Source organism: Vreelandella lutescens, assembly GCF_014640815.1.
Lineage (GTDB): Bacteria > Pseudomonadota > Gammaproteobacteria > Pseudomonadales > Halomonadaceae > Vreelandella > Vreelandella lutescens.
In genome coordinates this window covers 101,974-114,832 of record NZ_BMHM01000002.1, presented here as the reverse complement: position 1 = coordinate 114,832, position 12,859 = coordinate 101,974, and the positions used below count along the sequence as shown (strand labels likewise).

Below are 12,859 nucleotides of genomic sequence, written 5' to 3'. Positions count from 1 at the left end.
CGCAGCAGGCGATGAGTCGGTGGTTATGATGGATAACGGCCCGCCCAAACGGGAACTCCCTGCTGACGCAGCAAGCGCGTTGTTTCAAATAGCGGCAGCCCAACAACAGCGGAGTGGCTGCCCTGAATGTGTTCAATAAAAACGGCGGCTAATCCTTGAATCGCGTACCCACCCGCTTTATCGGCGGGCTCCCCCATGAGCCAATAACACGCGATTTCTTCTGCTGTTAGTGCTCGCATAGTAACGTTTGTGGCCACACTGCAGGAGAGTATACCCCGCGGCCCGCTCACCGCTACTGCCGTTAGCACCTGGTGGGTGCGACCAGAGAGCATGTGCAGCATGCTGTTGATCATTGGGCTTGCCAAGGATAACGCCATCAATGACCACCGCCGTATCTGACCCTAGCACGGGAAGCGTCGTTTTCCCCACTGCCGCTTGCACTTTTGCCACTGCCAACCGCTCGACATAGGCCTCAGGTAATTCCGCGTCAAGCGGTGTTTCATCAATATCGCTGGGCATCACACAGGCGTGGACACCAATAGAGGAAAGCAGCGTTTGGCGGCGCGGCGACGCCGAGGCTAAACACAGCACGGGGGCGTCTGCAGACATGGCTAACTCTACTTGCGTGTCGTCATAGTGTTCACGCATTGGCCATCCGCCGCTCAATCGCCTTAAACATCGTGGAGAGCCACGGCCACAAAAATGCGCTGACCAGCGACGGAATCAAGAAAGAGAGATGGATAGAGAAGTCGCCCGTTAGCGTACGCAGCCATTGCTCAATAAGCTGGACTAATCCAAGCAGCACGAGCACAAGTACCGACTGCTGTACTAACGAATAAGCACGAAAGCGGGAATATACCAGCGCGGCTAAAAACGCCAGTAGCGACAAGATTAATGCATGCTGGCCGAGCGCCGTACCTTCGATGAGATCCATCAAGAGGCCAAACACAAACCCATGAAAAACCCCGACGCGGTCAGGCGCACGCATGCACCAATAAATCAGCATGAGCCCAATCCACTCCGGGCGATACACCTGCCATCCGTCGGCAAGCGGCATCACCTGAAGGCAAAGCGTCAAGACCAAGCTTAGCCACACGACCGCCAAGGGCACTATCGGTGCACGTGCCATTAGCGTCCCTCCTGCACAACGGGAGCAACGGGCTGCCCAAGCCGCTGAGCAGCATGTAGCGCTTCGGCAGAAATATCCATGGACTCATCCCAAATAGGAGTATCTAACTCTTCACGGGCGGGTGGAAAGAGCAGTAGGAAATGGCGTGAGCGCTGAAGCTGCGCGGAGGGCTCAGCAACTACCCGAGCAAACGGCTGCCCTGGATCGTGATATACCTCAGTGACGCGCGCCACTGGATAACCAGGCGGAAAGCGCCCCGCCAAACCAGAGGTCGTTAGCAGATCTCCCTCACGGATATCTGCTGTATCAGGCACATGCAGCACATTGACACTGCCATAACGCCCGGTACCTTGGACAATAAAGCGCAAGCCATTACGGTTAACCTGCACCGGCAAGGCATGACTGGCATCCGCTAGCAACAACACTCGGCTGGAGTACGCTGACACCGCCGTAATTTGCCCGACTAAACCGGACGCATCAATCACGGGCTGCCCCACATAAGCGCCGTTCCGGTGCCCACGATCCACCACCATTTGGTGGCTAAAGGGGTCGTTGTCCAGCGAGAGCAGTTCTGCCGTTATGTAGGGAATATCGCGACGTTCAGCAGAGCCTAGCAAATTGCGTAACTCGGCGTTCTCCGCCGTGAGATTGGCAAGGCGCTGACCGCGATGGGAAAGTGTTAAGATTTGCTCGCGCAGACGGCGGTTTTCGTCCACCAGCGCCTGCTGATCGGAGAGCGCAAGGGCTCCCCAATTCAGCAGGTCGCTAGGCACACTGACCACCCACTGAATGGGCGCGACAACCATCGTCATTTGGGCACGCAAGTCTTCCATGCGGGTAAATCGATGGTCGACAAACATCAAAGCGCTTGCCGCCAGCACACAGAAGAAAAGCCGGTAACCGGGTAACGGCCCGTGTGAGAACAGCGGTTTAATAGGCAATCCCCCGCGTTAAACCGCTGCGATTAGTCGCTCGACAGTAACTCAAAGGTGTGCTGGTCAATCATTTCCAGCGCCTTACCGCCACCACGTGCAACGCAGGTCAACGGATCTTCAGCAACGATCACCGGCAAGCCTGTTTCTTCAGCGATCAGCTTGTCCAGATCACGCAGCAACGCGCCACCGCCGGTGAGGACAAGACCACGCTCCGCGATATCGGAGGCCAACTCGGGAGGAGATTGCTCAAGCGCACTCTTAACGGCAGCAACAATAGAGCCTAAGGTTTCCTGAAGCGCTTCAAGAATTTCGTGGGAGTTCAGCGTAAAGCTACGCGGAATACCCTCAGCTAAATTGCGGCCACGTACGTCAATTTCGCGCAGCTCGCCACCAGGGTAAGCGCAGCCAATCTCTTCTTTAATACGCTCAGCCGTCGCTTCGCCAATCAAGCTGCCATAGTGGCGGCGCACGTACGCGGTGATCGCCTCATCAAAACGGTCACCGCCTACGCGGATAGATTCTGAATAAACGACGCCGTTGAGCGAAATAATCGCAATCTCAGTGGTACCACCACCGATATCTACGACCATAGAGCCCTGGGCCTCTTCTACCGGCAGCCCGGCACCAATCGCAGCCGCCATCGGCTCTTCGATCAGAAACACTTCACGGGCACCTGCCCCTTCAGCGGACTCACGAATCGCACGACGCTCCACCTGAGTGGACATACACGGCACGCATACCAGAACCCGGGGGCTCGGCGTTAGGAAGGTGCTTTGGTGCACTTTACGAATAAAGTGCTGAAGCATCTGCTCGGTAACGGTGAAATCGGCGATCACGCCATCTTTCATCGGGCGAATCGCCGTGATGTTACCAGGCGTGCGGCCGAGCATACGTTTAGCGTCGGCACCTACCGACGCCACGCTGCGCATATTGCCAGATTGACGAATGGCGACTACGGACGGTTCATCGAGCACGATGCCACGACCGCGTACATAAATCAGTGTGTTGGCCGTACCCAAGTCGATCGACAGATCGCTGGAAAACAGCCCCCTCAAACGTTTGAACATGGATGTTGTTACCTAGTGCAGACCGGGAACCCTGTGCGGATGCAAACGGTATCACCGCAACCCCTTGGCAGCAAGCACGAGTCGCGCCTGATAGTGCCTGAAGGGGGCATTATGTGGTACCTTTTGCGGCTATTTTCCACGTCTGCTCCACAAGACGAATTTAAGATGACTGTATGTATACCGCTGAAAGCGGAATATGTTCCATCACGTTTGCGAGGAAACCTCGATCATGGCGCTTGAAGAATCTCATGTGCGCCGGGCCGCACACTTGGCCCGACTCGCCGTTAGCGATGACCAAGCCAGTGGCTTTGTCGACGATCTAAGCCGCATCCTGGACATGGTCGACCAGCTACAAAGCCTGGACACTGACGGCGTTGCGCCGCTTGCCCACCCATTAGACGCTACCCAGCGCCTACGTGCCGATGAAGTCACGGAAACGAACCAGCGCGACGCTTTCCAGCGCTGTGCTCCGGCAGTGGAAAACGGCCTTTATTTGGTGCCACGCGTGGTTGAATAACCTCATCGCACCGCTCGTTTCTGCTTCTTTTAATCGCCCCTGAACGGAGCTTCTGGGTTATGCATGATAAAACCGTAACGCAGCTCGCCGCCGCTTTGAAAAGCGGTGAACTCTCTAGCCGAGAGCTGACATCCCATTTTTTACAGCGTATTGAAAAAGCCGATGGCTCGCTCAATAGCTTCATAACGGTGACCGCCGAGCAGGCCATGAGCCAAGCAGCAGCGGCCGATAAAGCACGTGCCGATGGCAAAGCGGGCAAACTCACGGGTATTCCGCTCGCGCTGAAAGATATTTTTTGTACGCAAGACGTTAAAACCAGCTGTGGCTCAAAGATGCTCGATAATTTTATCGCGCCTTACAATGCTACTGTGGTGGAAAAACTGCGTGCCGCTGGCACCATTAGCCTAGGCAAGACCAATATGGACGAGTTCGCCATGGGCTCATCCAATGAAAATAGTCACTACGGTGCGGTTAAAAACCCCTGGGATTTATCAGCAGTTCCCGGCGGCAGCTCGGGCGGTAGCGCAGCGGCCGTTGCAGCGGGTTTCGTGCCAGCCGCCATGGGCACCGACACCGGGGGCTCGATTCGACAGCCTGCTGCGTTTTGCGGCATTACGGGGCTGAAGCCAACCTACGGACGCGTTTCCCGCTACGGCATCATTGCTTACGCTTCAAGCCTTGACCAAGCAGGCCCTATGGCACGCACTGCCGAAGACTGCGCACTTTTACTCAATGTGATTGCCGGCCACGATGTACGTGATTCTACCAGCGTGGCGCGCGGCGTACCGGACTACACTGAAACGCTCAACGCACCGCTCTCCGGGCTCAAAATCGGCCTGCCGAAAGAGTACTTTGGCGACGGTTTAGACCCAGAAGTAGAAAAAGCCGTGCGCGAAGCGGTAAAAGTCTATGAGTCACTTGGAGCGACGGTGCGCGAAGTAAGCCTGCCGCATACTCATTATGCGATCCCCGCTTATTATGTGATTGCTCCCGCTGAGGCTTCATCAAACCTGTCGCGCTACGACGGCGTGCGCTTCGGACACCGCTGCGACTCCCCCCTAGACCTGCAAGACCTTTACACCCGCTCTCGCGCAGAAGGGTTTGGGGAAGAAGTGAAGCGCCGCATCCTGATTGGCACTCACACGCTATCGGAAGGCTTCTTCGACGCTTATTACACCAAAGCGCAGAAAGTGCGCCGCCTGATTCGTCAAGATTTCCTCGACGCCTTTGAGGATGTCGATGTCTTGATGGGCCCCGCATCGCCCACGCCTGCTTTCGATCTTGGTGCAAAGAAAGACCCGGTCTCCATGTATTTGCAAGATATCTACACCATCGCCGTGAACCTTGCAGGTATTCCTGGCATTAGCGTTCCGGCAGGCTTTGCAGGTGGTCGCCCTGTCGGCTTACAGATTCTGGGCACTCACTTTGCGGAAGCGCAGCTGCTTAACGTGGCGCACCAGTTTCAGCAAGCCACCGACTGGCACACTCAACTGCCTGCCTTTGCCGAGGAGAACGCCTAATGCAATGGGAAACCGTGATCGGGCTTGAGGTCCACGTTCAGCTCGCAACGCGCTCAAAGATTTTTTCTGGCGCATCAACCGCGTTTGGCGCGGAGCCTAATACCCAAGCTTGTGCCGTTGATTTGGGCCTTCCCGGCGTGCTGCCGGTGCTTAATGAACAGGCGGTGGCCATGGCCGTGCAGTTTGGCTTGGCTGTCCATGCTGAGATTCCTGAAGTCTCGATCTTTGATCGTAAAAACTACTTCTACCCAGATTTGCCCAAGGGCTACCAAACCAGTCAGATGTATCACCCCATCGTGGGTGCAGGGGAAGTGGAAATTACCCTGGATGACGACACCACCAAGCGGATTCGCATTCATCACGCCCACCTAGAAGAAGATGCAGGCAAGTCGCTGCATGAAGACTTCCAGGGCATGACCGGCATCGACTTAAACCGAGCAGGCACGCCGCTATTAGAGATCGTTTCAGAACCTGATATGCGCAGCGCGAAAGAAGCCGCCGCCTATCTCAAAGCGATCCACTCGATTGTGACCTACCTGGGCATTTCCGACGGTAATATGGCGGAAGGCTCGATGCGTTGCGACGTCAACGTGTCGGTACGCCCTAAAGGACAAGAGGCGTTTGGCACCCGCGCCGAAATTAAAAACGTTAACTCGTTCCGCTTTGTGGAGCGCGCCATTGCGTTTGAGGTCGAGCGTCAGATTGAGCTGATTGAGGACGGCGGCAAGGTAGTTCAAGAAACCCGCCTGTTTGATCCAGAGCGCGATGAAACCCGCAGCATGCGCACCAAGGAAGAAGCCAACGACTACCGTTACTTCCCCTGTCCGGACCTGTTGCCGGTTGTGCTAGATCAAGCCTATCTGGAACATCTGCGCAGCCAGTTACCTGAGCTACCTGCGGACAAGCGGGCTCGCTTCCAGAATGAACTGGGCTTATCCGCTTACGACGCTAACGTGCTGTCAGCCAGCCGTGAAATGGCGGAGTTCTTTGAAGAAGTGCAACGTGTCTGTGGCGATGCTAAACAGGCGGCTAACTGGGTACAGGGCGAGCTTTCCGGTGCGCTCAATCGCGAGAACCTGAGCATTCAAAACAGCCCAGTCTCGGCCCAGCAGCTAGGCGAACTGATCCGCCGCGTGCTGGATGACACCATTAACGGTAAAGCCGCGAAGCAGGTGTTCCAGGCGCTGTGGAATGGTCAGGGCGAAAACGCGGATGCCGTGATCGAAGCCAAAGGCTTAAAGCAGGTGACCGACACCGGCGCGATTGAAGCGATGATTGATCAGGTCATCGCAGAGAGCCCAGCCCAGGTAGCGCAATACCGTGATTCCGAGCCTGAGAAGCGCGGCAAAATGATTGGTTATTTTGTAGGCCAGGTGATGAAAGCATCCCGCGGCACTGCTAACCCACAGCAGGTCAACGGCGTACTGAAAGAGAAGCTGGATGCCCTGCTGTAAGATTGCCCGCTATAAATAGTAAGCTCACCGTCAGGTGAAGAGCGGCTGCTTCGGCAGCCGCTTTTTTTATGCCACTAAACCAGCTGACTGGGCTGGGTAAAACGCTTCAGCTGCGCGCAGCCCGCCGCCCACACGTCCGCCTCAAGCTCGGCAATGGCTGCGGTAGGGAAGCCCACGCCTTGACTCGGCGACCCCTCCACCAGCAAGCCCGCCAAGTCGCCCACGAGGGGCATATGGCTGACCAGCATGATCGGCGCTTCATCATTGTGATGTATCAACCACTCGCTGACATCCGCCGCCATATCATCGGGGGTAATAAACGCCAGGGTTTGCAGCGGCGCGCCCAGCGCATCACTGATGCGCTTTGCAGTCTGCTGAGCGCGCACATAAGGGCTTGCATACAGCGTTGGCATCGTTAGCTCCCCCTGTTCGATTCGCTGCGCCAACCAGCGAGCCATCGCTTCCACTTCCTGCTCTCCGCGTGGGGTTAATGGCCGTGCATGGTCAGGAAATCCAGGTGCTGCTTCACCGTGGCGCATAATCAACACATGGTTCATCTCGCTGTTCGCTTCACGCTTGACGCTGCTTTGCATGCCCACTTCCTCTGTTGTGGTCTTTTGGGTGGTTGGGCTTAGTCGTGCTGAGCCTGGTCGCGGTGGGCCTGCTGAACAGCTTCGCGGGGCAGAATGAACTCTACATCGCTACTCTGCTCACCCATCATTAGCGTACGCGCCATCTCCTGGGCTGGCACCCCATCAAACAGCACGCGGTTTAAACCTTCGGCCAACGGCATGTAAACGCCCATCTCGCGCGCCTTGGCACACACGAGCTTCACCGTATTGACTCCTTCAGCGACTTGCCCAAGGGCTTCCACGGCTTCCTCTAAATTCCGCCCCTCCCCTAACGCGTAGCCAACTCGGTAATTGCGCGACAAATTAGAAGAGCAGGTCACAATCAAATCGCCCACTCCCGCCAACCCCAAAAACGTCATCGGGTTCGCCCCTTGGGCAACGGCAAAACGACTCATCTCGGCCAGCGCTCGGGTCATCAGCATGCTACGGGTGTTCTCACCCATGCCTAACGCCGCCGCCATCCCTGCGGCAATGGCATAAATATTTTTCAGCGCCCCACCCAGCTCAACGCCATGGCGGTCGTTACTGGCATATACGCGAAAGTAGCGGCAGCCTAGCGCCTGTTGCACTCGGGTGCGCGTCAGGGCATCGGCACTGGCAATCACCGTGGCAGTTAGCTGCTTATCGGCAATTTCGGACGCTAAGTTGGGCCCGGCAATGACGCCAATGTGAGGGAAACCGGTTTCCTGCTCCAGCACTTGGCTCATCAGCATAAAGCTATCCTGCTCAATGCCTTTTGTTGTGCTGACCAAGATCTGCTCAGGCCGCAGCCAAGGCTTCGCCGCTTGAACAACGCTGCGAAAAGCCTTGGACGGAATCGCAATTAACACCAGCTCAGCGCCTGCCAGCGCCGTTGCTAAATCAGAAGACGCTATTACCGCCGGATTGATGGCGTAATCAGGCAAGTAACGGCCATTGCGGTGCTCTTGGTTGATTTGCGCCACCAACGCTTCATCACGCATCCACTGGCGCACCGCGGCTCCGTTATCTGCGGCAATACTGGCAAGCGCTGTGCCAAAGCTACCGCCTCCCAGCACCGCGACCTTTATCTGCTGTTCACCCGCCATAGCAATATCCTGATCGTTAATCTCATACGTTGAGCGGTTACTTTATCATTAACCGCTCAAAAACAAGCGGCCCGCTTGGAAAACCAAGCGGGCCGCGTCTAGGTCACTGGCAGTACTTAGGCCGTGAGCACGCTATTAAGACGCTTCACATAGGCCGCTGGGTCATCAAGCTGCCCACCCTCTGCAATAATTGCCTGATCTAACAGAATATGCGCTAGTTGGCTAAACATATCGCCTTCGCTGCTCTCTAGACGCGCGACCAGCGCGTGATCCGGGTTCAGCTCAAGGATAGGCTTCACTTCGGGCATTTTCTGGCCGGCGGCTTCCATAATGCGGCGCATCTGGTAGCCCATCTCGTGCTCCGGCAGTACGACACAGGCAGGCGAGTCGGTAAGACGGTGAGTGATTTTCACCTCTTGAACGCCATCGCTCAGCGCTTCTTTAACGCGTTTCACTAGGGCTTCTTTCGCCTTCGCGGTCTCTTCTTGAGCTTTCTTCTCGGCTTCGTCTTCTACATCGCCAAGATCCAAGTCACCTTTGGCCACGTCAGCAAACGACTTGCCGTCAAACTCGGTCAAATGGCTCATCAGCCACTCGTCGATACGGTCAGAGAGCAGCAGCACCTCGATACCTTTTTTGCGGAAGATCTCCAGATGCGGGCTGTTTTTCGCTGCGTTGAAGCTGTCCGCCACCACGTAGTAAATCTTTTTCTGGCCCTCTTTCATCCGCTCGATGTAGTCGGCCAGTGAGTGCTCTTGTGTGGCGCTATCGGTGTGGGTGGAAGCAAACCGTAGCAGTCCTGCTACTTTTTCACGGTTGGCGAAGTCTTCACCCGGCCCCTCTTTCAACACGCTACCAAACGTGTTCCAGAACGTTTGGTACTGCTCACTCTCTTTGGATAGCTTCTTGAGCATATCCAGCGCACGCTTGGTCAACGCCCCTTTGATCTTGTCGACTTTGGGATCCTGCTGCAGCAACTCGCGGGAAACGTTTAGCGACAGGTCACGGGTATCCAGCACGCCTTTAATAAAGCGTAGGTAAAGCGGCAGGAACTGCTCGGCATCGTCCATAATGAAGACGCGCTGAACATACAGCTTCACACCGCGCGAGCCATCACGCTCAAACATGTCAAACGGGGCACGACCTGGCACATACAGCAGGCTGGTGTAGTCCAGCTTGCCCTCTACCTTGTTGTGGCTCCAGGTTAACGGGTCACTGAAGTCGTGGGCGACGTGCTTGTAAAACGCTTTGTACTCGTCATCCGTCACCTCACTTTTCGGGCGTGCCCACAGGGCAGTGGCTTCGTTAACCGTTTCCCAAGTGGTGACTTCACTCCCTTCAATATCGTTGCCTTCATCGTCTTTTGCCGTTTCTGTCTTCGGCATGCAAACGGGCACTTCAATATGGTCAGAGTATTTACGTACTAAGCTTTGCAGGCGGTAGTCGTCGGCAAACTCTTTAGCATCCTCTTTCAGGTGCAGCGTGATTTCGGTGCCATGCACCTCGCGCTCAATATCAGCAACGGTAAACTCGCCCTCGCCTTTGGAACGCCACTCAACGCCTTCAGAAGCAGCCGTACCCGCTTTACGGGTACGCACGGCCACTTCATCGGCCACAATAAAGCCTGAATAAAAACCGACGCCGAACTGGCCGATGAGTTTGGCATCTTTTTGCTGCTCGCCGGAGAGCTGCTTTAAAAATTCTGCGGTGCCTGAACGAGCAATAGTACCCAGGTTGGCGATGACGTCTTCCCGGTTCATCCCAATGCCGTTATCGCGTAAGGTAATCGTATTCGCGTCGCGGTCGTGCTCAATCTCAATACGCAGTTCGCTGTCGCCTTCATAGAGGGCGTCATTATCTAGCGCTGCATAGCGAAGCTTGTCGCAGGCATCTGCGGCGTTAGAAATCAGTTCGCGTAAGAAAATCTCCCGGTTAGAGTACAGGGAGTGGATCATCAGATTTAAAAGCTGCTTAACTTCCGTTTGAAAGCCAAGAGTTTCTTCGTGGGTCGCCGTTGTCATGCGCTTAGCCCTCATTGATCACGTGTTGCTTAGCGCCCCTGCTGCTTGTCAGCAGAGGCGGAAAAGGTGGTGACCTCAATATGGGGTTAAGCAAAGAGATTTCAAGAAGGTGTGTGCGAAGAAGCGGTAGCCGCTTGCTCTGCAGATTTCCATGCGCGGTAGTCGGCTAGCTGAGCATCGACCCGATTGAGCAGCCAACCGACAATCAATACGTCGTCAACGATGCCCAATAGCATAAGAAAATCAGGGATGAGGTCAAAAGGCATCACCAGATAAGCAAGCGCGAGCGCCATTGTCCCGAACGCTGCCCAGGGCACTGGCCTAAAGTCACCGCGCAGCACATCGCGTGTCATGGGTAAAAAGAGCTTCAATGCGCGAGCAATACGCTGAATCGCCCACACGCGCGTTTTGAGTCGACGAAACAACCACCAACCGGATAATCGTGCCATCGTAATTGAATCCTCCAAGTGTCACGATTGTCAGAACATTGTTTGTACATATAGTTCACTATAGCGATATTCATCTATCTAGCGAGCAAGAGGGAGTGTCATGCAGGCTTCGCCATTTCGTTCTACCCTTCGCACCTTGTGTGCGTCGGTGCTTATCGGCCTACCCGCTGCCTCATGGGCCGCCTCAGATGAGGCGATGCGAGATGCGCTCAATGCCGCTCGCCAACAACAGTGGCAGCAGGTGGATGAACGCGCCATCGAAGGACATATTCTCAGCGGCTATGTGGAATACCATCGGTTACGCAACCAGCTCCCTAACGTGTCCGCCAGCCAAGTGCTGCAGTTTATAGACCAGCATGCCGACTCCCCACTGTCAGAGTGGATCCGCGGCCAAGCCATTGCCAATTATGGTTATGCAGGCCGCTTTGGTGATCTGCTGACCGTTGCTGATGGTGAACCTGCGGGCACTGCGCGGCAATGTTATTACTACACCGCACTGCTAGACCGAGCCCCCGAACAAGCCCGCGCGGCTGGCCTAGACCTTTGGCGAATCGGCAGCTCTCAGCCCGATGCCTGCAACGGGCTATTCAACCGTTTGCGCTCCGATGGCACCATCAATGCAACAGCCATCTGGGAGCGTAAAATGCTCGCTTGGCAAGCGGATGAAACACGCCTAAGCAGCTATTTAGGCGGCCTGCTAAGCGGCCAATGGCAAACCGCTCTTGATACAGTGGCGACGGTGAGTACCAACCCGCGAGCGATTACCTCTGCGCCCACATGTTTAGGCCCAGAGTGCGCGGCGACGGCTGCTTTTTATCAGGCCGCCATGCAGCGCCTAACCCGAGACGACACCCCCGCCGCCTTCGCAGCATGGCAACAAATAGCACCGCGTTTGAACCTAACGTCGCTAGAGCGCCAAGTGATTGATGAGGAGCTGGCATTCTATGCACTCGTGCGCGACGTGCCCGGCACCCTAGGCTGGGTCGACAGTGTGCTGCCCTCTCTCGAGAGCGAACGCGTGCTGGAGCTGCGCGTACGTCGCGCCTTGGCAGACCGCCAATGGACAGAGGTGATGCACTGGATTGCTGAAATGCCTGCCAGCCAGCAAGAGAGCAGCCGCTGGCAGTACTGGCTGGGGCGTGCCAACGAACAGCTTGGCAACCGTGAAGCGGCCAACGCGCGCTACCAACAGGCGGCCACGGACCGCAGCTTCTACGGCTTCGCCGCCGCCGATAAAATCAATCAGCCTTATCGACTGAACCATGAGCGCAACCACTTTGATGACACGACGCGCGCTCAAACCGCTCAGCTACCGGTTGTGCAGCGTACCGAGGCCCTGCTGCGGATTGGTGAAGACGGTTTAGCTAACAGCGAATGGCTGCACGCGATTCAGCATGGCTCACCCCAGCAGGCCCGCGCACTTGCAGACTACGCTGCCCATCAGCAGTGGCACGCCCGTTTGGTGCAGACCACCATTGCGGGCGGAATGTGGGATGCGTTGGAGTGGCGCTTTCCCCCCGCTTACCGCGACAGCTTTATGCAATGGGGCAGCCAAACCGGCGTTGACCCTTTCCTACTGATGGCCATCACTCGCCGAGAGAGTGCCTACAACCCGGTAGCACTCTCTCCCGCTGGCGCACGTGGGCTCATGCAATTGATGCCAGGCACCGCCACACAGGTGAGCCGCCAGTTGGGCATCAACGACCCAGGCCCCTATGGCGTGCTAGAACCAGAGCTGAACATTCGCCTAGGCAGTACGTATCTGCGTGACAAGCTCAACCGCTACCAAGGCAACCGCTTAGCGGCGACCGCCGCCTATAACGCGGGCCCTGGACGCGTTGATCAGTGGCTAGGCAGCAATAGCATGGAGTCGTTTGATCTGTTCGTGGAAAGCATTCCGTTTCGCGAAACCCGTGACTATGTTCAAGCGGTCCTGAGCTACCGCGTTATTTTTGAGAGCCTGGCCAATGGTGGCAGTAGTGAGGGTGTATCGCTGCTGAATGACAACGAGCAAGCAGTACGCTACGACCGAGCGCTTGTTCGCCGCTAACCGGCCTCCCATCAAACA

The 12,859-nt window shown here is 56.2% G+C and carries 11 protein-coding genes and 1 pseudogene; 4 read left to right on the top strand and 8 right to left on the bottom strand.

Annotation, left to right across the window (positions count from 1 at the left end; all coding sequences use genetic code 11):
- Window positions 1-23: 23 nt before the first annotated feature.
- The 4 genes and pseudogenes from IEW65_RS04790 to IEW65_RS04775 all read right to left on the bottom strand — a co-directional run bounded on the left by IEW65_RS04790 (window position 24) and on the right by IEW65_RS04775 (window position 3,131).
- Window positions 24-609, bottom strand: a pseudogene (locus IEW65_RS04790) (Maf family protein).
- Window positions 610-640: 31 nt separating this feature from the next.
- A complete protein-coding gene (mreD, locus tag IEW65_RS04785; protein WP_188638366.1) occupies window positions 641-1,129 on the bottom strand; it encodes a rod shape-determining protein MreD in 489 nt (162 codons plus the stop codon).
- Entirely contained in the window at window positions 1,129-2,070 is a 942-nt protein-coding gene (gene mreC, locus IEW65_RS04780) for a rod shape-determining protein MreC (RefSeq protein WP_188638365.1), read from the bottom strand. The genes mreD and mreC overlap by 1 nt, the downstream gene beginning before the upstream one ends.
- A gap of 23 nt (window positions 2,071-2,093) precedes the next feature.
- Window positions 2,094-3,131: a rod shape-determining protein gene (locus IEW65_RS04775; protein WP_018915723.1), complete on the bottom strand. Its 1,038-nt coding sequence runs from the start codon at window positions 3,129-3,131 to the stop codon at window positions 2,094-2,096.
- Window positions 3,132-3,360: 229 nt separating this feature from the next.
- Between IEW65_RS04775 and gatC the strand changes: the two genes are divergently transcribed.
- The 3 genes from gatC to gatB are packed head-to-tail and all read left to right on the top strand — an operon-like array spanning window position 3,361 to window position 6,622.
- The gene (gene gatC / locus IEW65_RS04770) at window positions 3,361-3,648 is read left to right on the top strand and encodes an Asp-tRNA(Asn)/Glu-tRNA(Gln) amidotransferase subunit GatC (protein WP_083005849.1); all 288 of its coding nucleotides are present in this window, start codon (window positions 3,361-3,363) and stop codon (window positions 3,646-3,648) included.
- Window positions 3,649-3,707: 59 nt separating this feature from the next.
- Window positions 3,708-5,168: an Asp-tRNA(Asn)/Glu-tRNA(Gln) amidotransferase subunit GatA gene (gene gatA, locus IEW65_RS04765; protein WP_188638364.1), complete on the top strand. Its 1,461-nt coding sequence runs from the start codon at window positions 3,708-3,710 to the stop codon at window positions 5,166-5,168.
- Window positions 5,168-6,622 (top strand): Asp-tRNA(Asn)/Glu-tRNA(Gln) amidotransferase subunit GatB, encoded by a 1,455-nt coding sequence (gene gatB, locus IEW65_RS04760; RefSeq protein WP_188638363.1) that lies wholly within the window; start codon window positions 5,168-5,170, stop codon window positions 6,620-6,622. Before gatA ends, gatB begins: the two co-directional genes overlap by 1 nt.
- 74 nt (window positions 6,623-6,696) lie before the next feature.
- Here gatB and sixA read toward each other — a convergent pair whose 3' ends face one another.
- The 4 genes from sixA to IEW65_RS04740 all read right to left on the bottom strand — a co-directional run bounded on the left by sixA (window position 6,697) and on the right by IEW65_RS04740 (window position 10,791).
- Window positions 6,697-7,179 carry a phosphohistidine phosphatase SixA gene (sixA, locus tag IEW65_RS04755; RefSeq protein WP_188638869.1) on the bottom strand — a complete coding sequence of 161 codons (483 nt, stop codon included), beginning with the start codon at window positions 7,177-7,179 and terminating at the stop codon, window positions 6,697-6,699.
- A gap of 74 nt (window positions 7,180-7,253) precedes the next feature.
- Window positions 7,254-8,321, bottom strand: a complete 1,068-nt coding sequence (locus tag IEW65_RS04750; protein ID WP_188638362.1) for an NAD(P)H-dependent glycerol-3-phosphate dehydrogenase — start codon at window positions 8,319-8,321, stop codon at window positions 7,254-7,256.
- A 116-nt stretch (window positions 8,322-8,437) separates the two neighbouring features.
- Window positions 8,438-10,342 (bottom strand): molecular chaperone HtpG, encoded by a 1,905-nt coding sequence (gene htpG / locus IEW65_RS04745; protein WP_188638361.1) that lies wholly within the window; start codon window positions 10,340-10,342, stop codon window positions 8,438-8,440.
- Between the two features lie 101 nt (window positions 10,343-10,443).
- Window positions 10,444-10,791, bottom strand: coding sequence for a YkvA family protein (locus tag IEW65_RS04740; protein WP_188638360.1), 348 nt, complete (start codon window positions 10,789-10,791; stop codon window positions 10,444-10,446).
- Window positions 10,792-10,891: 100 nt separating this feature from the next.
- Here IEW65_RS04740 and IEW65_RS04735 point away from each other — a divergent pair, with 100 nt between their 5' ends.
- Window positions 10,892-12,841: a transglycosylase SLT domain-containing protein gene (locus IEW65_RS04735; RefSeq protein ID WP_188638359.1), complete on the top strand. Its 1,950-nt coding sequence runs from the start codon at window positions 10,892-10,894 to the stop codon at window positions 12,839-12,841.
- Window positions 12,842-12,859: the final 18 nt, after the last annotated feature.